This window comes from Luteimonas sp. Soil_C_16, assembly GCF_057657295.1.
In genome coordinates, this window is record NZ_JBDGIS010000001.1 from 357815 (window position 1) to 381480 (window position 23666).

General features: G+C 67.7%; 17 protein-coding genes and 1 riboswitch. Of the genes, 14 read left to right on the forward strand and 3 right to left on the reverse strand.

What is annotated here, in order from left to right; translation table 11 throughout:
• Window position 1: 1 nt before the first annotated feature.
• The 5 genes from zapE (at window position 2) to AC3A5T_RS01625 (ending at window position 10800) form a co-directional block, all read left to right on the forward strand.
• Window positions 2-1195, forward strand: coding sequence for a cell division protein ZapE (zapE, locus tag AC3A5T_RS01605; RefSeq protein ID WP_487627056.1), 1194 nt, complete (start codon window positions 2-4; stop codon window positions 1193-1195).
• A 294-nt stretch (window positions 1196-1489) separates the two neighbouring features.
• Complete coding sequence (locus AC3A5T_RS01610) at window positions 1490-4120, forward strand: TonB-dependent receptor plug domain-containing protein (RefSeq protein ID WP_487627057.1); 2631 nt, start codon at window positions 1490-1492, stop codon at window positions 4118-4120.
• 101 nt (window positions 4121-4221) lie between these two features.
• Window positions 4222-6804, forward strand: coding sequence for a M14 family zinc carboxypeptidase (locus AC3A5T_RS01615; protein ID WP_487627058.1), 2583 nt, complete (start codon window positions 4222-4224; stop codon window positions 6802-6804).
• 443 nt (window positions 6805-7247) lie between these two features.
• Window positions 7248-8267, forward strand: coding sequence for a LysR substrate-binding domain-containing protein (locus AC3A5T_RS01620; protein WP_487627059.1), 1020 nt, complete (start codon window positions 7248-7250; stop codon window positions 8265-8267).
• A gap of 67 nt (window positions 8268-8334) precedes the next feature.
• A complete protein-coding gene (locus AC3A5T_RS01625; RefSeq protein WP_487627060.1) occupies window positions 8335-10800 on the forward strand; it encodes a mechanosensitive ion channel family protein in 2466 nt (821 codons plus the stop codon).
• Between the two features lie 13 nt (window positions 10801-10813).
• Here the strand turns inward: AC3A5T_RS01625 and AC3A5T_RS01630 are convergent, their stop codons facing one another.
• Window positions 10814-11608 (reverse strand): hypothetical protein, encoded by a 795-nt coding sequence (locus AC3A5T_RS01630; RefSeq protein WP_487627061.1) that lies wholly within the window; start codon window positions 11606-11608, stop codon window positions 10814-10816.
• Window positions 11609-12000: 392 nt separating this feature from the next.
• Window positions 12001-12214: riboswitch (cobalamin riboswitch) on the forward strand.
• A 188-nt stretch (window positions 12215-12402) separates the two neighbouring features.
• Between AC3A5T_RS01630 and AC3A5T_RS01635 the strand changes: the two genes are divergently transcribed.
• The 7 genes from AC3A5T_RS01635 (at window position 12403) to mntR (ending at window position 18833) form a co-directional block, all read left to right on the forward strand.
• Window positions 12403-14907 carry a ribonucleoside-diphosphate reductase subunit alpha gene (locus tag AC3A5T_RS01635; protein WP_487627062.1) on the forward strand — a complete coding sequence of 835 codons (2505 nt, stop codon included), beginning with the start codon at window positions 12403-12405 and terminating at the stop codon, window positions 14905-14907.
• A 187-nt stretch (window positions 14908-15094) separates the two neighbouring features.
• On the forward strand, window positions 15095-16144 hold the full coding sequence (locus tag AC3A5T_RS01640; protein WP_487627063.1) for a ribonucleotide-diphosphate reductase subunit beta: 1050 nt from the start codon (window positions 15095-15097) through the stop codon (window positions 16142-16144).
• Window positions 16145-16189: 45 nt separating this feature from the next.
• Window positions 16190-16990 carry a hypothetical protein gene (locus tag AC3A5T_RS01645; protein WP_487627064.1) on the forward strand — a complete coding sequence of 267 codons (801 nt, stop codon included), beginning with the start codon at window positions 16190-16192 and terminating at the stop codon, window positions 16988-16990.
• Between the two features lie 7 nt (window positions 16991-16997).
• Entirely contained in the window at window positions 16998-17492 is a 495-nt protein-coding gene (locus AC3A5T_RS01650; protein ID WP_487627065.1) for a flavodoxin, read from the forward strand.
• Window positions 17464-17808, forward strand: coding sequence for a thioredoxin family protein (locus tag AC3A5T_RS01655; RefSeq protein ID WP_159680995.1), 345 nt, complete (start codon window positions 17464-17466; stop codon window positions 17806-17808). The genes AC3A5T_RS01650 and AC3A5T_RS01655 overlap by 29 nt, the downstream gene beginning before the upstream one ends.
• The gene (locus AC3A5T_RS01660; RefSeq protein ID WP_487627066.1) at window positions 17808-18221 is read left to right on the forward strand and encodes an acyl-CoA thioesterase; all 414 of its coding nucleotides are present in this window, start codon (window positions 17808-17810) and stop codon (window positions 18219-18221) included. The genes AC3A5T_RS01655 and AC3A5T_RS01660 overlap by 1 nt, the downstream gene beginning before the upstream one ends.
• Before the next feature lie 144 nt (window positions 18222-18365).
• The gene (gene mntR / locus AC3A5T_RS01665; protein WP_487627067.1) at window positions 18366-18833 is read left to right on the forward strand and encodes a manganese-binding transcriptional regulator MntR; all 468 of its coding nucleotides are present in this window, start codon (window positions 18366-18368) and stop codon (window positions 18831-18833) included.
• A 430-nt stretch (window positions 18834-19263) separates the two neighbouring features.
• On the opposite strand, the gene AC3A5T_RS01670 is transcribed toward mntR, so the two are convergent.
• Window positions 19264-20055: a MipA/OmpV family protein gene (locus AC3A5T_RS01670; RefSeq protein ID WP_487627068.1), complete on the reverse strand. Its 792-nt coding sequence runs from the start codon at window positions 20053-20055 to the stop codon at window positions 19264-19266.
• Window positions 20056-20712: 657 nt separating this feature from the next.
• A complete protein-coding gene (locus tag AC3A5T_RS01675; protein ID WP_487627069.1) occupies window positions 20713-21606 on the reverse strand; it encodes a fructose bisphosphate aldolase in 894 nt (297 codons plus the stop codon).
• 175 nt (window positions 21607-21781) lie between these two features.
• Here AC3A5T_RS01675 and AC3A5T_RS01680 point away from each other — a divergent pair, with 175 nt between their 5' ends.
• Together AC3A5T_RS01680 and AC3A5T_RS01685 are read left to right on the forward strand one after the other, a co-directional pair.
• Window positions 21782-22789, forward strand: a complete 1008-nt coding sequence (locus tag AC3A5T_RS01680) for a methionine ABC transporter ATP-binding protein (protein WP_487627070.1) — start codon at window positions 21782-21784, stop codon at window positions 22787-22789.
• Entirely contained in the window at window positions 22786-23463 is a 678-nt protein-coding gene (locus tag AC3A5T_RS01685) for a methionine ABC transporter permease (protein WP_487627071.1), read from the forward strand. Before AC3A5T_RS01680 ends, AC3A5T_RS01685 begins: the two co-directional genes overlap by 4 nt.
• The last annotated feature ends 203 nt before the right edge of the window (window positions 23464-23666 follow it).

Sequence of the window (23666 nt, forward strand, 5' to 3'; positions counted from 1 at the left end):
CATGAGCGCACTGCCGACACCCTCCGAACGCTACGCCGCCGGTGTCGCCCGCGGCGACTGGCAATCCGATCCCGCGCAGCAGCCGGCGCTGGTCGAACTCGATCGCCTGCACGCCGCGCTGATCGAGCCACCGGCGCGACGCGGCATGCTCGGCCGTCTGTTCGGCGGTGGCGATGCGCCGGATGTGCCCGCCGGTCTGTATCTGTGGGGCGGCGTGGGTCGCGGCAAGACCTTCATGATCGATCTGTTCCACGACGGGTTGCCCCTGCAGTCGATGCGCCCCACGCCGGCGGAGGACGCGACGCCCGCACCGCAGATGAAGGACCCCGCGCGCCACGCGACGCCCGATCCGAAACTCGGCCGGAAGCGCCGCACCCATTTCCACCGTTTCATGCGCGAGGTCCACGAATCGCTGCGCGCGCACAGCGGCGAGCGCGATCCGCTCGCGGCGATCGTGCGCGGCTGGCGCGACGCGGGCCTGCGCGTACTGGTGCTCGACGAGTTCTTCGTCAGCGACATCGGTGATGCGATGCTGCTCGCGCGCCTGCTCGACCGCATGTTCGCCGACGGCATCGTGCTGGTGACCAGTTCCAACGTCGATCCCAAAGATCTGTACAAGGACGGCCTGCAGCGCGCGCGGTTCATGCCGGCCATCGAACTGATCCAGCGCCACACCCATGTGGTGTATCTGGAGAGCGACACCGACTACCGCATGCGCGCACTGACGCGTTCGCCGGTCTACCGCGCGCCGCTCGATGCGGACTCCGACGCCTGGCTCGACACGCGCTGGCACGAACTCGGCGGCGACGACGAACACCGCGATGCCGGTGTCGAGATCGACGGCCGCCGCATTTGTGTGCGTGCACGCACGCCGGGCATGGCGTGGTTCGATTTCGACGCGCTGTGCGAAGGCCCGCGCGGCGCGAGCGACTACATCCAGGTCGCGACCGAATTCCACACCGTGCTGCTCGGCGGCATCCCGCACATGGACGCCACCCGCGACGATGCCGCGCGCCGCTTCGTCACCCTGATCGACGAGCTCTACGACCGCCACGTCAATCTCGTCTGCACCGCCGCCGCCGAACCGCCGGCGCTGTATTCGGGCGAACGCTTGACCGGCGCGTTCGAGCGCACCGCTTCGCGCCTGATCGAGATGCGCAGCGCCGAATACCTGGCCCGCGAACACCGCGGCTGAAACCCGCCTCCGCGCAACTGCGGCGCAGATGGGGTCTCCGATGCGTGCTGCCGGGAGATCCGCCGCACGCATCCGTCCATCCGGATCGAACGATCCGGACATGCCGAACCGTCCGCAGGCGATCGCCGGATGGACGCAGCGATGCGGTCACAGCGCGGTTCGACGGCCTTCGCCGCCGCAGGCTTCGAACGGTCGACAGTCCGGATCGGACTGACGCAAGTCCACATCACCATTTTTTGACGTGCCGCGCCCGTGGCGTACTGCCTGCCCCACGGACTTATTGCGGTGCAGCAAATGCTTCGATCCTCGCGTCTCGCCGCCGCCGTTCTGGCGGCCCTCGTTGTTCCCGCTGCGGCGTCGGCGCAAACGCCGGCGACCGGCGATGCGCGCACGCTCAACACGGTCACGGTGACCGGCTCGAACATCCGCCGTGCGGAAGCCGAGGGCAGCAATCCGGTGCAGGTCATCGACGCCGAGGAACTGGTGACCTCGGGCAAGGTCACCGTCGCCGACGTGCTGCGCTCGATCTCGGCCAACACCGGCAACGCGACCAACGAGACCAGCAACAGCGGCTGGGCGTCGGGCTCGGCGGGCATCGGCCTGCGCGGGCTGTCGCAGAAGAACACGCTGGTGCTGCTCAACGGCCGGCGCCTGGCGAACTACGGCTTTCCAGCCGGCGGCCTGTCGGACACCTTCGTCAATCTCAACGCGCTGCCGCTGGTCGCGGTCGAGCGCATCGAGGTGCTGAAGGACGGCGCATCGGCGGTCTACGGGTCGGACGCGGTTGCAGGCGTGGTCAACATCATCACCCGGCAGAATTTCCAGGGCCTGGAAGTCGGCGGCAGTTACGGCACGTCGGACGAAGGCGGCCTCGACACGCGCCGCGCGCGACTGGTCGGCGGCATCGGCGATCTCGACACCGACGGCTACAACCTGCTGGTCAGCGTCGAAGCCTACGACCGCGAACGCCTCGACCAGGACCAGCGCGACCTCACCGCATCCGGCATCTACAGCGATCTGCCCGGCGGGCGCTGGAACGGCTGGTCGGCGAAGGGCGCGCGCTTCCTCGTCGGCGGCCGCTCGGTGCCGTTCCTCGACGCCGCAGGCAATTGCCCCGAAGGCATGACGCTGACGCCGAGCGCGCCGATCGATGGCCTCGCCGGCGACACCTGCGCGATCAACCTCGCGCCCTACACCACGCTGATTCCGTCGACCGAGCGTTATCAGGCGTATCTCAACGGCACCGTGCGCCTGACCGACGACGTCGACCTGTTCGGCGAAGCGCTGGTCAGCCAGATCCGCGGCGCGTCGATCTTCGGTTCCAGCCCGTACTTCACCCTCGAAGGCGGCCGCTTCGCGCTCAACGCGCAGACCGGTCTCGCCGAGCCGGTGTCGAACCTGCTGCCGGCCGGCAATCCCTACAACCCCTACGGCGTGCCGACGCAGATCGAATACACGTTCTTCGATCTCGGCCAGTCGCTGAAGACCAACCGCTCCGATTCCTTCCGCATCCTCGGCGGCGCGCGCGGCCGCGGCGAACGCTTCGACTGGGAATTCACCGGCTTCTTCGCCAAGAGCACCGAAGAAGAAACCGTCGCCGGCGGCTTCGCCAACCGCTGGCCGCTGGCGCAGTCCCTGGCCGATGGTTCCTTGAACCTGCACGAGCCCGGCGCGACCGCGCCGGCGGTGCTCGATGCAATCCGCCTGTCGACGGTGCGCGAGGCGCAGTCGTCACTGCACGGCTTCGATTTCAAGTTCAACGGCGATCTGTTCGAACTGCCGGCCGGTCCGGTCGGGTTCGCCGCCGGCATCGAGGCGCGCACCGAATCGCTGACCTCGCGCAATCCCTGGCAGATCGATGCGGGCCTGCAGGTGCGTCCTGCGATCGCAGCGGTCGACGGCGAGCGTGACGTCGCTGCGCTCTACGCCGAGTTCAACGTGCCGATCGTCAAGGGCCTGGACCTGCAGCTCGCCGGTCGCGGCGACGACTACAGCGACTTCGGCAGCGCGTTCTCGCCCAAGGCCGGCCTCCGCTGGCAGGCGCTCGACACCCTGCTGGTGCGCGCCTCGGCGTCGCGCGGCTTCCGTGCGCCGTCGCTGTCGGAGAACTCGGCCTCGACCAACATTTCCTACGGCAGCGTCGTCGATCCGTATGACCCCGACATCGCCGGCTCGCGCCAGAGCCCGACGTTCTTCACCGTCGGCAATACCGAACTCGATCCCGAGCGCACGAAGTCCTACAACGTCGGCTTCGTCGTTTCGCCCTGGGCCGACACGAGCCTGTCGCTCGACTGGTACCGCATCGAACTCGACAACCTGATCGGCACCAACAATTCGACGACGATCGTGCAGAACAACGATCCCGCCGACGTGATCCGCGACGCGCGCGGCAAGCTGGTCGCGGTCTACAACCGCTACCAGAACCTCACCGCGCTCAAGACCTCGGGCCTGGACGCGGAGTTCAACCAGACCTTCCGCACGGGCGCCGGCGACTTCAAGATCGCAAGTGTCTACACCCACGTGCTCGACTACAGCCGTCCGCAGGTCGTCGGTGGTCCGCTGGTCGATTACGCCGGCAGCAATCTCGGCCCGTCGCTGCCGCGCAACAAGCTGACCTCGCGCTTCGGCTGGTCGACCGGCGATTTCGAGACCGCGCTGACCTGGTACCGCACCGGCGGCTACGACCAGAAGGCGAGCGTCGCGGCAACCGCGGTGCAGTCGCGCGTCGATGCCTTTGATCAGCTCGATCTCTACGCCGGCTGGTCGGGCATCGAAGGCCTGACGCTGTACGCCAAGGTCGACAACATCCTGGATAAAGAACCGCCGCACGACGCGTCGTTCCCCGGGATCCGCGCGCCGTACGACTTCAGCCAGTACGACCTGCGCGGGCGCTATTTCCAGGTCGGATTCGACTACCGGTTCTGACGCTGCAGGGCGCTGATCCGCGCCGCTCCGCTTCATCCGCCCCCGTGCGACGGCGCCCTCTCCAGCGCCGTCGCACGCGGGCATCGACGATGGGAAATCCGATGTCCGTTTCGATCCGCCACACCGCGCGCATGCTGCTGCTCGCACTCGCCTGCTTCGCCCTGCCGGTCGCCGCGCAGACCGCGTACTACTTCCCCGATGCCGCGCCGGGTTCACACGATCCGGCGATCCCGACCCCCGAGCAGTTCCTCGGCTATCCGATCGGCAGCCACTACACGCGCCACGACCGCATCGTCGATTACCTGCGCGAACTCGATCGCCTATCGGACCGCGTGCACGTCGAAGAGATCGGCCGCAGCTACGAGGAACGTCCGCTGCTCAGCGTTCTGGTGACCTCGCCTGCCAACCACGCGCGCCGCGAACAGATCCGCGCCGCCCACGCGACGCTGGCCGATCCCGATGCGCCGGCCGTCGATCCGGCGCAGGTGCCGGTCGTCGTCGGTCTGTACTACAGCGTGCACGGCAACGAGACCTCGAGCGGCGAAGCGATGCTGCTGACCGCTTGGCATCTGGCAGCAAGCCGCGACCCGCAGGTCACGCGCTGGCTCGACAACGCGATCGTGCTGATCGATCCGGCGCAGAACCCCGACGGCCGCGACCGCGCGGCAAACTGGCACAACGCATGGAAGTCGAATCCGGCGATCGCCGATCCGCTCGACAAGGAACACGTCGAACCGTTCCCGAACGGGCGCAGCAACCACTACTTCACCGATCTCAACCGCGACTGGCTGGCGGTGAGCCAGCGCGAGACGCGCGCCAAGCTCGACGTGTTCCATGCGTGGCTGCCGAACATCCAGATCGACTTCCACGAAATGGGCTCGGGCAGCACCTACTACTTCGAACCCTCGCCGAGCAGCATGCACAGCCCGCTGCTGCCGCAGGCGTCCTACGACTGGAACGTTACCCTCGCCCGCTATCACGCGCAGGCGCTCGACAGCCTCGGTTCGCTCTATTACACGAAGGAGAACTTCGACAACTTCTCGCCGGTCTACGGTTCGACCTATCCGGATTTCCACGGCGGCGTCGGCGTGACCGTCGAGCAGGCCAGCTCGCGCGGCCTGGTGCAGGACACCGCGAACGGGCCGCTAAAGTTCCGCTTCACGATCCGCAACCAGCTCGCCGTGGGACTGGCGACGATCCGTGGCGCGGTCGAAGAACACGCGGGCCTGTTCGAGCTGCAGAAGGACTTCTTCCGCTCGGCGCGTGAGCAGGGAAGGCGCAATACGTACTCGGCCTATGTCTTCGGCGATCCGAGGGATGCGACGACCTCGCGACGTCTGCTCGACCTGCTGCTGACCCACCGCATCCAGGTGCATGCGCTCGATGCCGCGATGACGATCGACGGCCGCACCTATGCACCGGGCAGCGCGTGGGTGGTGCCGGCCGCGCAGCCGCAGTTCCGCCTGGTGCATTCGATCTTCGAGGAAACACCCGACACCGGCGGCGGTGTCTACGGCAGTACCTCGTATGCGATCGCGCATGCCTACGGCCTGCGCAACGAGCGCCTGCGGCGCGCACCGCGGCTGGGCGCGGCCGTGACGCAGGTGCCGGCGCTCGACACCGGCGCGCGCGGTGAGACCGCGTATGCCTGGGCGATCGACTGGCGCGATCTCGGCGCGCAGCGCGCGCTCGCCGACCTGCTGACGCAGAACGTACGCGTGCGCACCGCGTTCTCGCCGTTCACCACGCGCACCGCCGCCGGCGAGACCGCCTTCGGCGAAGGCACGCTGGTGATTCCGGTCGCCGGTCAGACGCTGGATGCGGCGGCCCTGCGCGCCGCGGTCGACACGGCCGCGCGCGAGGCGGGCGTCGTCGCGCATGGCCTCGCCAGCGGACAGAGCGTGTCCGGCATCGATCTGGGCAGCGACGGCATCCGCGCCGTGCGCAAGCCTTCAATCGCGCTGGTGATGGGCGAAGGCGTCAACGCGACCGAGATCGGCTCGACCTGGTTCGCGCTCAGCGAACGTCTGCACTACCCGGCGACGCGGCTCGATCCCGCGCAGCTCGGTCGCGTGCCGCTCGGCAGCTACACCAGCATCGTGCTGGCCGGCGGCCGCTACGACGATCTGCCCGAGACCACGGTCACCGCGCTCAAGCGCTGGATCGAGGCTGGCGGTTCGCTGGTCACCTTCGGCAGCGCCGCACGCTGGGCGCAGGCCAAGGGCCTGACCGGCGCAGCGCCTGCCCCCGCACCGAAGGACGCGCCCGCCCCGACGGAACGCCTCGACTTCGCGTCGCGCCGCGACACGCTGGCCGAACAGCGCAGCGCCGGCAATCTGGTCTCGGTGGATGTCGACACCACGCATCCGCTGGCGTTCGGCGTACCGCAGCGCGCGGGCTTCGTGCACAAGGAGACCGACGTGACGCTCGCGCCCTTGCCCGACGCGTTCTCCAACGTCGTGCGCATCGATGACGACCCGCTGGTCAACGGCTACCTCGGCGCCGACCTGCGCGCCGCGCTGGCTGGCACCGTCTGGGCACAGGTCGCGCGCGTGGGCAGCGGCAACGTGGTGCTGTTCGCCGACGACCCGGCGCACCGCAAGTACTGGCTCGGCACCGAACGCATGCTGGTCAATGCGCTGTTCTTCGCCGACCAGCTCAGCCCGGCGCCGCCGCGGCGTTGAAGGACAGGCGCATGCGCAGCACGCGCGGGTTGCTGCGGACGGCAGCGCGCTTGAGCCCTCCCCTGCTACGCGGGGGAGGGTTGGGTGGGGGCGAACGATCCGATTGCGGCGACGTCTGCCGCACGCGGATTCAAAGATGGAATCCTGCCCGATGCAGTGCTGTGGACACGCACAGCTTGCCCCCATCCCAACCTTCCACCCTTGAAGGGAGCAATGCCCCGTCACGCGGGGGAAGGAGCGGAAGCCGTCGCATATCGGCGTCCGGCGCAGCTCGATGAGGCCTTATGCCGTCGCAGACATCTCCGCCCAAGCCGCCTGAATACGTCGTCCCATCCGAGTCCACACAGTGTGGTCCCGCATGGAACATGTCGCCGCCGCATCCGGGCGAGGATCGGACGTATGCACACGCGCTCCTCCCCACGCTTCGTCGCCGGTCCGCCGGCATGACCCTGACCCAGCTGCGCAGCTTCATCGCGATCGTCGACTGCGGCCACAACGTGACCCTCGCCGCGCAACGCCTGCACGCCACGCAGTCGGGCGTGTCGAAGCAACTTGCGCAGCTGGAAGCCGCGCTGGGCATGACCCTGTTCGTGCGCCGCGCGCGGGCGTTGACCGGTCTGACCGAAGCCGGCGCGCAGGTGCTGGCGCATGCGCGCCGGCTGCTGGCGGAGGCGGCCAACATCCAGGCGCTGTCGGACAACCTGCGCCGCGAACGCCACGGCGTGCTGCGCATCGCCACCACGCACACGCAGGCGCGGCACGCGTTGCCGCCGGCACTGCAGGCGCTGGAACGCGACTGGCCCGAGGTCGCGGTGCACGTCGTGCCCGGCGATGACGCCGACGGCCTGCAGGCGCTGATCGACGGCCACGTGGATCTCGCCCTGCTCAGCGGCACCGGCACGCCGCCGGCCGGCTGCATCGCCGTCCCGCTGTACCGCTGGCGTCGCCGCGTGGTGGTGCCGGTCGGACATCCGCTGTCGCAGTTGCAACGCCCCTTGCGGCTCGACGATCTGACCGGACGGCGGCTGGTGAGCTACGCGTCGAGCCAGCTCGCGGATTCGTCGCTGCAGCGCGCGTTCGCGCAGCGCGGGCTGCGGGCCGACGTTGCGGTGACGGCGCGCGATGGCGATCTGATCCAGGCCTATACCCGCGCCGGACTCGGCATCGGCATCGTCGCGGAGATGGCGCTCGATCCGTGCGACGATCTGGTGGTGCCGCCGATCGAAGCCGATCTGCTGCCGCCCTGCACCACATGGCTGCTGCTGCATCCGGCGCGCGTGCTGCGCGACTTCGGTTTCGCTCTGCTCGCCGCGCTGGCGCCGCAACACGCGGTGGTCGATCTGCGACGGCTGATCGCCGACGACCAGCCGCTTCCCGAATCCGCCCCCGACTGGCAGGCCTGGCGCGTCGCGACACGCATCGTGCGACCGGTCGCATCGAAGGTGGCCGCCGCGGCACGCTGACGCCCCGCGCAGTCGACGACGCGGCAGGTAGCATGCGGACATCCGCCGGCTGCTTTCCGGGTGCGTCATGCGTGTCGTTCTCCACGTTGCATGTGTGTTGCTGGCGACCCTCGCGCTGGCGCAGCCGCTCGCCGCGCGCGCGCCGCTGCTGGCCGGCGCCGCCGCGATGACCACGGCGCCGGCACCGGCCGATGCCGCGGCTGCCACTGCGACCGCCACGATCGATGTCGCCGACATTCCCGCGCAGGCCGATGTCGACCAGCGCCTGGCCGAACGCATCCAGGCCGCTGCCACCGAAGCGGGCACCGCATCGCCTGCCGATGCCTACGCCCGACGGCTCGCGGCGATCGAAGCCTCGGTCGAAGACCCGTTCTGGCGGTTCACCTCGGCCGAGATGCGCACGCTGCCGATCCCGCGGCTCGAAAGCCTGTCGCGGCACTGGAGCTTCCAGGCCCGGCGCCTCGCGCAATGGCAGGCCGACCTGCGCCAGACCACCCAGCACCAGGCCGGCGATGCCGCCGGTCTCGCCGCGCGCCGCGCCGCCTGGGAAACCACGGCCGCGGCCAGCCAGGAACTGCCGGCCGCGCTGCGCCAGCGCGTGGACGAAGTGGTCATCGAACTGGCCCAGGCCGAGACCGCCCTGTCCGACCCGCTGGCGCGACTGATCGCGCTCGGTCGTCGCGGCAACGCGGTGGACGCCGGCATCGCGACCGCGCGCAGCCGCGTGAACGACGCGATGGCCGCCTACGACGTCAGCCTGCTGCGGCGCGATGCGCCGCCGCTGTGGCGTCTGGACGCCGCAGGCGCGGCGCCGACGGCCGGCACCGGTGACGTGATCCGCAGCGGTCTGGAGATCGAGTCGCGCTTCGCCACCGAGTACGCCCAGGGCGATGCGATCAGCGGCCTGCGCGCCTTGCAGACGCTGCTGGTCTGTTCGCTGCCACTGCTGCTGTGGCTGGCCTGGCGCAGCCGCAGGCCGATCAAGGCCGGCGAGATCAGCCATACCGAAGCGACGGTGCTGTCGCGCCCGATTTCGTGCTGGCTGCTGCTGGTAGTGATCGGCGTCTTCGCGTTCCAGCCCGACGCGCCGATGCTGACCCATCAGCTCGCGCTGCTGGCCGCGGTGGTGCCGGTGCTGCGCCTGCTGCCGGCGTCGCGGCGGCGCCTGCTGGGCATGGCGCCGTACGTCGCCAGCGCGCTGTTCCTGCTGCTGCGGCTGGGCTTCGTGTTCCTGTCGAGCGCGTCCACCTATCGCCTGTACATGCTCGGCCTGACCTGTATCGGGCTGGTCGCGGCCGGCTGGCTGTTGTGGCGCGCGCATCGCCACCACCACGCCGCGCACACCGGACGCATCGGCCAGGTGCTGCGCGCGGCCGTGGTGGTCGGTGCGTGTCTGCTGGCGGTCTCGCTGGTGGCCAATGTCGTCGGCAACGTGTCGCTGGCCGAGACCCTGACCGGCGGCGTGATCGACAGCCTGTATTTCGCGCTGCTGCTCGGCGCCGGCCTGACCGTCGTCGCGACCTGGATCCAGCTGCTGCTCAAGCGGCCGGGCGTGTCGCGCTTCCGGCTGGCGCGCGACCACGCCGGCCCCGCGGTGCAGATGCTGCTGCACCTGCTGACGGTCGCGGCGATCGTCTGCTGGATCGTCTACGCGCTCGACCGCTTCCGCGTGCTGTCGCCGGTACACGCCTCGCTGTCGGCGCTGCTGGGCTACAGCTGGGCGCTGGGCGATCTGCGCCTGAGCCTGGGCCACGTGCTGCTGTTCGTGCTGACGGTGATCGTCGCGTTCTGGCTGGCGAAGACGGTGCGCCTGATCCTCGACGGCGAAGTGCTGCCGCGGATGTCGCTGCCGCACGGCGTCGCCAACAGCGTCGCCGCGCTGAGCTACTACGCGGTGCTGATGCTGGGCCTGGTCGGCGCGCTGTCGGCGGCCGGCTTCAAGGCCAGCCAGCTGACCTTCGTGCTCGGCGCGCTGGGCGTGGGCGTCGGCCTCGGCCTGCAGAACGTGGTCAACAACTTCGTGTCCGGCCTGGTGCTGATCTTCGAGCGCCCGTTCCAGCCCGGGGACGTGGTCGAGGTGGGCGGCACCACCGGCCGCGTGGTCGACATCGGCATGCGCGCGACGCGCGTCGCGACCTTCGACGGCGCGAACGTCGTCGTACCCAACGGCCAGCTGATCTCGCAGCAGTTGGTCAACTGGACCCTGCGCGACCGCAGCCGCCGGCTGGAGGTGCGCATCGGCGTCGCCTACGGCAGTGCGCCGGGCGATGTGGAAGCGGTGCTGGCGGAGGTCGCCGCGGCCACGCCGGGCGTCGCGTCCTCGCCCGCGCCGGTGGTGCTGTTCGACGGCCTGGGCAGCGTGGCGATGGAATTCGTCGTGCGCGCCTGGACCCACGAGTACGAGGATGCCGGCGCGATCCGCAGCGCCCTCGTCGGCCGCCTCTACGACGCCCTGCTCGCGCGCGGCATCGGCCTGGCGCATGGCGCAGCGACGGTCTACCCGCCGCCACCGCCCGCGCCCGCAGGCCCCTGATCGCAGCGCCGCGTCAGCGGCAGCGGGCGGCGTCCACCGGTCGGATCGATTCGACACGGCCGTCGTAGGTGACGACATCCACGCAGTCGCGCGTGTCCGCGTTCCACCAGGTCACCGTGGGCCGTCCGTTGGACTGCCGCGCGTTGCGATCGACATAGCCGCGCGCCAGCAGTTCGGTCTCCGCGCCTGCCCCGCGCGCGCCCACCAGATCATCCAGCCTGCCCGAACGCAGACCGCTCGACCTGCCGGACTGCCACGGCACCTGCGCCGAACGCTCACGCATGCCGGCGCCGTAGCCGTCGCTGTAGGCGCCGCGGTCGGAATCGGCGCGGTAGCCGTGCAGGCCGTCGCGGTAACCGCGTTCGTAATCGGCCTCGCGGCGCGGATCGTCGTCGTGGTCGCCGTCGTCGTGGTGATGCGACCTGTGCGCGAGCGCGGCGATGCCGAGAATCGCCGCCGCGGCCACGGCCGCCTTGGCGCCGTCGCTCATGCCCTCGCGCGGCGCGGCGCCGGCCTGCTGGCCGCAATCGGGCGCCGGGGTGGTGACCACTGAGGCGATGCGCCCGCCGTCGCTGCGCACCATCACGCAGCGCCGGTCGCGCGCGTTCCACCAGCTGCCGTAGTCGCCGGACCCCGACTGCCGGACGTAGCCGCGCGCGCCCAGCGTGCGCGACGCGGTGCGGTCGGCGAGACCCTGCAGATCGCCCAGGCCGGGCGCGGGGTCCTGCGCGGCGACCAGCGACGGCGCGAACAGGGCGGACAGCGACAACGTGGCAGCGGCCAGCGCGCTGCGGCGGATAACGGACATGGGGCACCTCCGGATGTGCCGGCCGGACTGGCCGCGCTCGGCGCAGCGTGCGCCGGAAATCGTGCAGATTGTGTGGCGGGATTCGAGGTTTTGACGAGGTGGCGCCTGGGCAGGCAGGCCGTGAGAACCCCCCCTTTGGGAGAGGTCGGCGCGCGAAGCGCATCGGGTGAGGGCCGGGGCCCCACAGGGACGTTCAGGAGCGCCCTCATCCGCCCTTCGGGCACCTTCCCCCAAGGGGGAAGGATCAAGAAAATCATCTCGAAGGGCTTGCCCTCCGCACCCCGATCTGCATCGCAGGGCCTGCACGAAGGGCTTGACGAACGACGATTCCCGCCACGACGCGGCCTGCCGCATCTTCACTACATTTAGCGTTGACGCTGCCGACCCACCCCACTATCTTGGGTCCCGTCGGTTCCGCGCCCCCCAAGGGCTGTGGATTAAAACGGGAAGCCGGTGACGCCTCGCGCCACTCCGGCACTGCCCCGCAGCGGTAATTGGGAACGAACCCGCCATCAGCACTGGAGCGATCCGGGAAGCGGCGGGGGAGGAGAAGGCGCCGCCTTCGTGCCCATGAGTCCGAAGACCTGCCGACAGCCGCGTGGACAGCACAACGCGCGGTGCCGGCTGCGGACGTCCCGTGGGGGGCGGGTTTGCGGAGTGGGGGCGATGGCGCTGTGCGCCCGATCGCGATCCCTGCGACGCCGCCCGATCACCCTCGGAATCCTCCAAGGCCGCCGGACCCGACGTGGGTGGGCCGGTCGTGTGCGCGAATGCACTGGACACAGAGAGGACGCATGACCAGCCACGAGACCGTCGCGACCGAGACCCCGGACGCCGCCGCAGACGCCACACCGGACACCGCCACCGCAGCTGCCACATCCCCCATTTCCGTTGCGCCGCCCGCCGTCGAACCCGACGACGTGGTGCCGCCACCCCCGAGTGCCGCCATGAACACCGCAATTGCAGAAGTCTTCGACGCCGAGGCCGGCGTCTCCAACTGGATCACCAAGGAAGCCGGCAACCGCCGCATTCCGTACGACCGCGCGCGCCTGGAGCGCAGCATCGATCGCACGCATGCCGAGTTCCCGCAGCTCGAGATCGCCGACTACAAGCGCAGCGTGTTCGGCTTCGTCGAGCGCAAGGACGCGGTCAACGCCGACGACCTGGTCGACCATCTGATCCGCGAGGCCGAAGCCCGCGTCGACGTCACCGCGCCGGAGTGGGAATTCTTCGCCGCCCGCCTGTACCTGCACCGCCTGTACAAGCGCGCCAGCCGCAACCGCTTCTACGACGCCGAGCAGAAGTACGGCTCCTACGTCGGCCTGCAGGAATCGCTGGCCGATCGCAACATCTACTCGAACGACATCCTGCGCGCCTATTCCAAGGAAGAGCTGCAGGAAGCCGGCCGCATGATCGAGCCCGAGCGCGACAAGCTGTTCGCCTACAACGGCCTGTACCTGCTGGCCACGCGCTACCTCGCCACCGACACCTCGCGCGCCGTGTTCGAGCTGCCGCAGGAGCGCTGGCTGACCATCGCCCTGTACCTGATGCAGAACGAGACCAAGGGCGGCCGCGAGCGTCGCATGCAGCTCGTCGGCGAGGCCTACTGGGCGCTGTCGAACCTGTACATGACCGTGGCGACGCCGACGCTGCAGAACGCCGGCAAGGTCGGCGGCCAGCTGTCGTCGTGCTTCATCGACACCGTCGACGATTCGCTGCAGGGCATCTACGACTCCAACACCGACATCGCCCGCGTCTCCAAGGGCGGCGGCGGCGTGGGCGCGTACATGGGTTACGTGCGTTCCAGCGGTTCGGCGATCCGCGGCGTGCCGAATTCCTCCGGCGGCGTGGTGCCGTGGATCAAGCAGCTCAACAACACCGCCGTGTCGGTGGACCAGCTGGGCCAGCGCAAGGGTGCGGTCGCGGTCTACCTCGACATCTGGCACCGCGACATCGAGAACTTCCTCGACCTGCGCCTCAACAACGGCGACCAGCGCCTGCGCGCGCACGACGTGTTCACCTCGATCTGCATCCCCGACATCTTCATGGAAGCCGTCGAGCGTCGCGGCGACTGGTACCTGTTCGACCCGCACGAGGTCCACAAGATCAAGGGCTGGCACCTGCAGGACTTCTTCGACGAGAAGAAGGGTGATCCGAACGGCAGCTTCCGCCGCAAGTACGAGGAAGTCGTCGCCGACGAGCGCATCTCGCGCAAAACCGTCAAGGCGATCGACATCTTCAAGCGCGTGATGGTGAGCCAGCTCGAGACCGGCAACCCCTTCATGTTCTACCGCGACGAAGTGAACCGGAAGAACCCGAACAAGCACGTCGGCCGCGTGTACTCGTCGAATCTCTGCACCGAGATCCTGCAGAACATGAGCCCGACGAAGATGATGCAGGAGATCATCTCCGGCAATCAGATCGTCACCACCAAGCAGGCCGGCGACTTCGTCGTCTGCAACCTGTCGTCGGTGAACCTGGGCCGCGCGGTCATGCCGCAGGCCGGCCAGAGCGATCTGATCACCGACGTGCTCGAGCGCCTGATCCCGATCCAGGTGCGCATGCTCGACAACGTGATCGATCTCAACATGCTGCCCGTGCCGCAGGCCACGATCACCAACCAGAAGTACCGCGCGATCGGTCTGGGCACCTTCGGCTGGCATCACCTGCTGGCGCAGAAGGGCATCCAGTGGAACGACGCGCAGGCCGAGGACTTCAGCGATTCGCTGTATGAGCGCATCAACTTCCTGACCGTGCAGGCCAGCATGGAACTCGCGAAGGAAAAGGGCGCCTACCCGGTGTTCGCCGGCAGCGACTGGCACACCGGCGCGTACTTCAGCGACCGCAGCTACAACTCGCCCGAGTGGATGGATCTGGCCGCGCAGGTCGGCGTCAACGGCATGCGCAACGGCTGGCTGATGGCGGTCGCCCCGAACATGTCCACCGCGCAGATCGCAGGCTCCACCGCGTCGATCGACCCGATCTACTCCGCGTTCTATTACGAAGAGAAGAAGGACTACCGTCGTCCGGTCGCCGCCCCCGGCCTGTCGCTCGAGACCTGGCCCTACTACGAGAAGGGCGCCTACAAGGTCGACCAGTTCGCCTCGGTGCGCCAGAACGCGCGTCGTCAGCGCCACGTCGACCAGGCGATCAGCTTCAACTTCTACGTGCCCAGCACCATTCCCGCCCGCACCCTGCTCGACCTGCACATGACCGCGTGGAATCTCGGCATGAAGACCACGTACTACGTGCGTTCGAACGACATCGATATCGCGGAATGCGAATGGTGCTCGAGCTGATCGCGACGCGCTCGCATTGATCGAACCCTTCTCCCTCTGGGGGAAGGGCCTGCCCCCGTACTTGATACGGGGTGGCCCGAAGGGCCGGATGAGGGCGCTCTTACGCAGCACGCAAAAAGCCCCGCCCTCACCCCAATCCCTCTCCCACAGGAGAGGGGCTCAAGACCGAATTCCGAGACAGACACACATGGCCGCCACTGCTACCCCGCTCGACCGCATCAAGATCCTCGAGCCGCGTCATCCCAACCGCTCCACCGGCATCATCAACGGCCAGACCAGCGGCATCCTCAACTGGAACGACATTCCGTATCCGTCGTTCTACCGCGCCTACAAGGAACTCTCGACCAACTTCTGGATTCCGGACGAGGTCGACATGAAGGGCGACGCCAAGCAGTACGGCGAGCTCTCGGCGCGCGAGAAGAACGCCTACGATTCGATCATCGGCCTGCTGGCCACGCTGGATTCGCCGCAGACGCGCTACATCTACAACGTCGCCGAATACATCACTGACCCGGCCGCGCATGCGAACGCCGCGATCATCGGCCAGCAGGAAGTGATCCACAACGAGAGCTACAGCTACGTGCTGGCCTCGATCACCGGCCTCGCCGACCAGAACCGCGTGTTCGAACTCGCGCGCACGCATCCCACGATCATCGCGCGCAACCAGCCGATCATGGATTCGTACAACGATTTCATGCGCGAGCGCTCGGCCGAAACGCTGATCCGCTCGCTGGTGCAGTCGTCGATCCTCGAAGGCATCAACTTCTATTCCGGCTTCGCGTACTTCTACAACCTGGTCCGCCAGAACCGGATGACCGGCACCGGCAAGATCATCAGCTTCATCAACCGTGACGAACTGGCGCACAGCAAGTTCATCAGCGAACTGATCCGCGCCATCGTCGGCGAGAACCAGACCCTGCAGGGCGACCAGCTCACCCAGTACGTGCACGACGCGTTCGAACACGCGATCGAACTCGAGACCCGCTGGACCGCCGAGGTGCTCGACGGCATCGACGGCATCGACGTCGACGAGATGGTCCGCTACGTGAAGTACCGCGCCAACAAGATGGCCGGCATGCTCGGCATCGAGAAGCTGTATTCCGACACCACCGACAACGTGATGCCGTGGATCAAGGCCTACGCCGACAACTTCACCGAGACCAAGACCGACTTCTTCGAGATGCGGAACGCGTCGTACAAGAAGACGAATTCGGATAACGGGTTTGATGATCTTTAACGAACTCTTAGAGACCTCACAAGCCCAGACTTCGCCAGGTGCCCGATGGGAAAGCACACCGATCTCTTCAGGCAAAGAAGGAAGGCTTCCGAGTTCCTCGGCAAGCTCTTTAAGCAGGCTGAACACTGCTTAGTTATTCACTACTCGTGCGAGAGCTTCTACAACCGCACCGATGGGCGAACTGCACGCATCACTAGCATTGCGGTTCGTCAACTTGAGTGCGGGCAAACGCGGTCTTTCTCGATCCACAAGATTGCAGAACTGCAGAAGATCGACCTATCCGACATCGCATCTCATTACGATTATCTTGAGCGAGCGATGTTGGATGAGTTCTTCCTTTTCGTTGGAGTAAGAAAGCACTGCACTTGGCTGCACTGGAATATGCGCAACATCAACTTCGGATTTCAGGCTCTTGAGCATCGCTACAGAGTGCTCGGCGGTGTTCCGCACGAGATCGAAGATGGAAAGAAAGCAGATGTCTCACAGATTCTGATCTCTATTTATGGAGAGCGTTACTCGGGACATCCGCGGCTGCAGTCAATCATGCAGCTCAACCAGATCACAGACCGTGACTTCTTAGTTGGCCAAGACGAAGCAGACGCTTGGGAGAAGCAAGAGTACGTAAAGCTTCATCAATCGACACTTCGGAAGGTCGACGTTATGTACAGCATCGCGAACCTAGCTCAAAGCCGTTCGCTGAAGACTCAAGCTCCGCTACAAGACCGTTTTCTTTTTCATCCCGCAGTCGTCGTTGAACTAGCTAAAGAGCATTGGATTACAAGTCTTGCGGGCCTTGCTCTCATGGCGTTTGGTCTGCTGAAGCTCTTGAAGCCGCTTGTGTCGTAGAGAACCCATGCGCATCCTCCTCGCCCACACATCGCTCAGCGGCAACACCCGCGATGTCGCGCGTGCGATCCACGCGCGATGCGAGGCACTGGGCCATGCGGTCACCTGGATCGATGCCGACATCCAGACGCTCGCCAAGGCCTGCCCCGACGGCGCCGCGCATGATCTCTACGTGCTCGGCAGCTGGAGCATCAACGCCGGGCGCACGCCGCCGGAGATGAAGCGTTTCATCGAAGACCTCGTCGCCGCGGTCGGCAAGCCGGCACATGTCGCGGTGTTCGGCACCGGCGAGACGCAGTGGGGCGAAGAGCACTACTGCGGTGCGGCCCGGCGCATGGCCGCGTTCTTCGGTACGCGGTATCCGCGGCTGGAGATCGAACAGATGCCCCACGGCGAACACGACGCCACCAGGATCCGACGCTGGACCGACACCATTCTGGCCCTTGCCGCCACACCGTTCGAGGACATCCCCCATGCAGACGCTCCACGCCACCACGCCTGACGACTACGCCGCCGCCCTTGCCGCGCATCCGCGCCTGCTTGTGGATTACTACAAGGACGATTGTCCGGGCTGCAAGATGCTCGACATGTCGCTGGCGAAGTTCGCCGCGAGCGAGGACGCCGCCGGCGTCGCGCTGCTGAAGGTGAAGATGGAGGTGATCGGCGAGGACTTCTTCCGCGATCTCGGCCTGCGCCAGACGCCGACGCTCGCGCTGTTCAAGGACGGCGCCGAGGCGGCGCGTCTGCCGGGCTTCCAGGCACCCGGGCAGATTGCGCAGGCCGTGGGCCTGCATCTCGCCACGGCGGACGCGTCTTGATGGCGCCGCTGGCCGACACGCCCAAGACCGAAGCCCGCATGCTGGAGATCGTGTTCCCCGATCACACCAACCATCTGGGCACGCTGTTCGGCGGCACCGCGCTGGCGTGGATGGACAAGGCTGCCTTCATCGCCGCCTCGCGCTACTCGCGCCGCACGGTGGTGACGGCGCGCTCGGAGCAGGTCGATTTCAAGCTGCCGATCAAGCAGGGCCAACTGGTCGAGACGATCGCGCGCGTGGTCGAAGTGGGCCGCACGTCGATGCAGGTGGAAGTGGAACTGATCGCCGAAGACCTGCTCAGCGGCGATCGCGAGCTGTGCACGCGCGGCCGCTTCGTGATGATCGCGCTCGATTCGCGCGGACGCCCGGCGCAGGTCGCGCAGTTGCCCACGCACGCGGACGGCGCGGCATGAGCGAGCTGACGCTGTGGCAGTGGATCGGACTGGGCGTGAGCCTGGGCATCCTCTACGCGGCGGTGCGCGCGTGGCGCGGTCCGAAGCGCTGAGCCGCGCCACGCGATCGGCGACACTACGCACGGTGTCCTCGGGACCTCTGCCATGACCGCTCGAAAGACCGCCGCCGCCCAAGCCGCACGCGACGCCGGCCTGCCCGATGCGCAGGTGCACGTCGAGAATTTCCGCCAGGTACGCGAAGCGCGACGCGCCGAACTGGTGGAGGACTACGTCGAGCTGATTTCCGACCTGCTGGCCACGACGGGCCGCGCGCGCCAGGTCGACATCGCCGAACGTCTCGGCGTCGCCCAGCCCACTGTTGCCCGCACGCTGCAGCGTCTGGTGCGCGACGGGCTGGTGCTGCAGAAACCGTATCGCGGCGCGTTCCTGACCGACGCCGGCGAGACCCTCGCCCGCGCCAGTCGCGTGCGGCACCAGACCGTCGAATCCTTCCTCGTCGCCCTCGGCGTGCCGCCCGACATCGCGCGTCGCGATGCCGAAGGCATCGAACATCACGTGAGCCCGGAAACGCTGGCGGTGTTCGAGGCGTTCGTCGAGAAGACGCGCGGCTGAGCATCGGCCTCAGGCATGGCCGAGGCGGTGCATGTTCTAACCGACGAGGTGCTGCCCCGGCGCGGGAAAGCATTCGTCCTGCAGTTCCCGCGGCTGCCAGACATGTTCGGGCTGCGGTGGCGGTAGCGGCGGGTACGGGTATGGATCTCGAAGACCGGACGTCTTCGTCGCAAGTGTCTGCTCGGACATGACTGGCCTCCTCTACGCCATGCAGCCAATGCGCGGACACTAATCTCCGGATCGTGAAGCGGGCGCGTGGCCCGGGCATTCATGCTGAGCGGCTGTCGAACGCAGCGAAGCGATCGCGCAGTCAGGTGCGCCCGGAGACGTGTACAGCGGCGCATCCAGCTCGCAGCTGCCATGTCCCATGCATCTTTCCAGTGCACGCCCGCGCCAGCGCACGACGGCACGGCATCGACGCGCCCTGATTTCAGAAGCGGTAGCTGACCCCACCGAACAGCGAGGGGATGCCGTTCGCATCGCGTTCGAGCAGCGGGCTGTCGGTGAGTTCGTCCGGCAACACGCGGTAGCTGACGCCACCGATGAAACTCCAGCGCTCACCCAGCGGACGCGTCGCAGCGACGCTGATCGACGGCACGACGGCCGAGCCCGGCGTGTAGCGGACGACGCCGCGCGCGACTTCCGAATCCAGCGTGCCGAAGTAGTAGCCGGTCAGGTCTTCCGACATCCAGCGCACGCCGGCGCTGGGCAGCAGGGTCCACGCACCCGAGCGCAGCATGTAGGTGTATTCCACGCCGAATTCGTGACCGCCGCTGGTGTCGGTGACATCGGCCAGCGCATGCACGCGCACCCGGCCGAACGTACCGGACCACGACGCGCCGATGCCGGCGTCGAGACCGTGGTCGCGGTCGTCGAGCAGACGCGCATCGAGGCCGTTGCCGGCGAGCCCGGACGCGCTGAGATCGTCGATGTCGAAACCATCCAGACGCGCGGACACCAGGCCGTCGAGCTGGAACGCACCGGTATCGACGAGATGGACACCGCCGGCAATGCCGCGCAGGAACAAGCGCTCGCCCTCATAGGCGAAGGTGGGGAACGGCAGCACGCGTGCGCCTTCACCCACGTACGGACTGTCGGCCGCGGCGACAGCGACGCCGAGCGACCAGCCCGGCGGCTGTGCGGGCGGGCCGGGACGCGCCTCGCGCGCCTGTGCGAATGCAAGAACCGGGAGCAGGGCGAACAGGGCGAGGGCGGCTTTCATCGGACGGTCCGTGTGGCGACGAGGGAGCCGGCACCATAGCAAGCGTCGATGTCATCGCCTGTGCGCGACGTGGCGATCTGCACCGGGCTACTGACTGCTACGCACCACAATCGGCGCACCTCACCTGGATGCACAGGCCCTACAGCACGCCGCTTACCCCCGGTGCGTCAGCTCGCGCGGCGGACTGCAGACGGGTAGCGGAGCCGCGAAGGCGCCTGTGCATGCAGATCGACCCCATCGCGCGCACCGCGCCCGATACGGGCCTCGCGCGGACGCGAAGATTCGGAATTACCGGCCTTCGGTCTGCGCACCATGTAATGGGTGACGAATGTCGGCTGTGACATCGGATGATCCTCCAGGCGTCTGCCTCGGTGGATCGAACCGTATGACCGCATCGCGCAAGCCGCGGTGTAATCGGTGGCTTTGTGCCGACGGTGTTTATCTTGTCGTCGGGGTTGTCGCGAACGCACGCGTCACAACAAACCGCTTCCTAACATCCGGGGCGGAAGTGTTCACGCGGCCGCGCCGCCCGCTTCACGCGGCACTGATCAAGCGCGCTTAGGCGGATGGAATGAAAGGCTTCACGGCGTGCGTTCCCGACAACGCAAAAGGCCGGCGCAGATGCGCCGGCCTTCATGCGATACCCGCTTCGACGGATCAGGCAACCGATGCGCGGTAGATCGACTCGATCGCCTTGTCGAGCGACGCGTTGAAGTCCTCGTCGCTCTGCTTCGCGCTCAGGCCTTCGGTCAGCGCGCGGCTGAAGCTGGCGACGACGCCGGGGTTCTTCGCCAGACGCGCATTCGCATCGTCGCGTGCGTAACCGCCCGACAGCGCGACGACCTTCAGCACGCTCGGGTGCTCGACCAGTGCCTGGAAAAAGCCGTCGACTTCCGGAAGGGTGAGCTTGAGGATCACCGGCGTCGACGGGGCCACCTTGTCGAGACGCTCGAGCAGGCCCTGCTTCAGCGTGGTCTCGATGTCGGCCTTGTCGGCGGCGTTGATGTCGACTTCCGGTTCGATGATCGGCACCAGGCCGGCGTCGAGCACCTGCTGGCCGAGTTCGAACTGCTGGTCGAGCACCGCGGCGATGCCGGCGGCGTTGTTCTGTTTGATGACCGAGCGTTCCTTGGTGCCGAACACGCCCTTGGCCTTGGCGCGCGCGAGCAGGTCCGACAGGCCCGGGATCGGTTTGAGCAGCTGCACGCCGTTGGCTTCGTCTTCCAGACCCTTGTCGATCTTCAGGAACGGCACGACGCCCTTGGTCTTCCACAGGTATTCCGCGGCGCCCTGGCCTTCGAACGCATCGTCGAGCGTGCGCTCGAACAGGATGGCGCCGAACACGCGCTCGCCGCTGAAGGCGGGGCTGGTGACGATGCGGGTGCGCATCGCGTGGACGAGGCCGAACATTTCCGCGTCGTTCGCGTACTCGGTTTCCTCGATGCCGTAGAGCTTGAGCGCCTTGGGCGTGCTGCCGCCGCTCTGGTCGAGGGCGGCGATGAAGCCCTGACCCGACTTGATCCTGTCCAGCTGTTCCTGATTCACGGCCACGTGCGTAAGTCCTGTGCGATCGGTGGAGACCCGGGCCCGCGATGATACCGCCCCGCTCCCGACGACGCCCCCACGCGCCCGGAACGCCGCTGCCGGGATGCTGAAACCTTGCGGCCGGAACGCTGCGGACACGTCGCCCTGCTAGGCTGCCCGGCCGCCCGCCAGCCCTGTCGCCGTGATCCGTTTCGAAGGCATCCACAAGTCGTTTTCCGCCGCCGGACGCGAGGCCGTCGCCCTGCATCCGCTCGATCTCACGATCGAGGCCGGCGAGGTGTTCGGCATCGTCGGCCATTCGGGCGCAGGAAAATCCACGCTGCTGCGGCTGATCAACGGACTGGAAACGCCCAGCGGCGGACGTCTGACCGTCGACGGCCAGCGCCTGGACACGCTCGACGGCGATGGCCTGCGCGGCTTGCGCCGGCGCGTGGGCATGATCTTCCAGCACTTCAATCTGCTGTCGGCCAAGACCGTCATCGACAACATCGCGTTTCCGCTGCGCCTGGCCGGCGTCTCGAAGACGCAGGCACGCACGCGTGCGCAGGAACTGCTGGTGCGCGTCGGACTCGAAGCGCATCGCGACAAGTTTCCGGCCCAGCTCTCGGGCGGCCAGAAGCAGCGTGTCGGCGTGGCGCGCGCACTCGCGACCGAACCCAGGATCCTGCTCTGCGACGAGGCGACCAGCGCGCTCGATCCGCAGACCACGGCCTCGGTGCTGCAGCTGCTGGACGGCATCAACCGCGAGCTTGGCCTGACCATCGTGCTGATCACCCACGAGATGGACGTCGTGCGCCGGGTCTGCGATCGCGTCGCGGTGCTCGATGCCGGGCATCTGGTCGAGAGCGGCCCGGTGACCGATGTGTTTCTGCATCCGCAGCATCCGACGACGCGTCGCTTCGTCGCCGAATCCGAAGATGTCGACGAAGATGCGCAGCACGATGACATCGCCCACGTCGAAGGCCGTCTGCTGCGCCTGACCTTCACCGGCGATGCGACCTGGCAGCCGTTGCTCGGGCGCGTCGCGCGCGAAACCGGCATCGACTACACGATCCTGTCGGGCCGCATCGACCGCATCAAGCGCCTGCCCTACGGCCAGTTGACGTTGGCGGTCACCGGCGACCGGTTCGACGCCGCCGCGCGCAGCTTCGCCGAGGCCGGTGTGCACGTGCAGGAGCTGCCGCGATGACCACACCGCTGCTGCCCCACGTCGATGCCGGCAAGTGGGTCGAGATCGGCCAGGCCACGGTCGACACGCTGCTGATGCTGGCAGGCTCGCTGCCGCTGACCCTGCTGATCGGCCTGCCGCTCGGCGTGCTGCTCTATCTCACCGGTCCACGCCAGCTGCACGCGCGCCCGGTGCTGTACGGCGGCCTGTCGCTGGTGGTGAACCTGCTGCGCTCGGTGCCTTTCATCATCCTGATGATCGTGCTGATTCCGATCACGCTCAAAGCGATGGGCACATCGCTCGGCGTGCGCGGCGCGATCCTGCCGCTCGTCGTCGGCGCCGCGCCGTTCTACGCGCGGCTGGTCGAAACCGCCTTGCGCGAGATCGACCGCGGCGTGGTCGAGGCCAGCCTCGCGATGGGCGCGACCACGCGCCAACTGGTCACCCGCGTGCTGCTGCCCGAAGCGCTGCCCGGCCTGATCGCCGGCGCCACGGTGACCACGATCGCGCTGATCGGTTTCACCGCGATGGGCGGTGCGATCGGGTCCGGTGGTCTGGGCGACCTGGCGTATCGCGACGGCTATCTGCGCTCGCGCACCGATGTCGCGGTGGTCACTGTCGTCGCGCTGCTGGTGATGGTGCAGGTACTGCAGATGGTCGGCGACCGGCTGGTGGCGCGGTTCACGCGGCGGTAGGGCCTGTCATCCCAGCGGCTTTCAACAGACGCATGTCTGGTCAAGCTGGGATCCATTTTGCGTGTAGCGCCCCGAAGTCAAAATGGGTCCCAGCGTTCGCTGGGACGACGGTGAGTAGCGCCGCCCCGCCACACACTGATTTCCACCCCCGCACTCGATCCCCACGCGCAGACCCCGATACTGGTCGGCCCCTCGCTCGACCG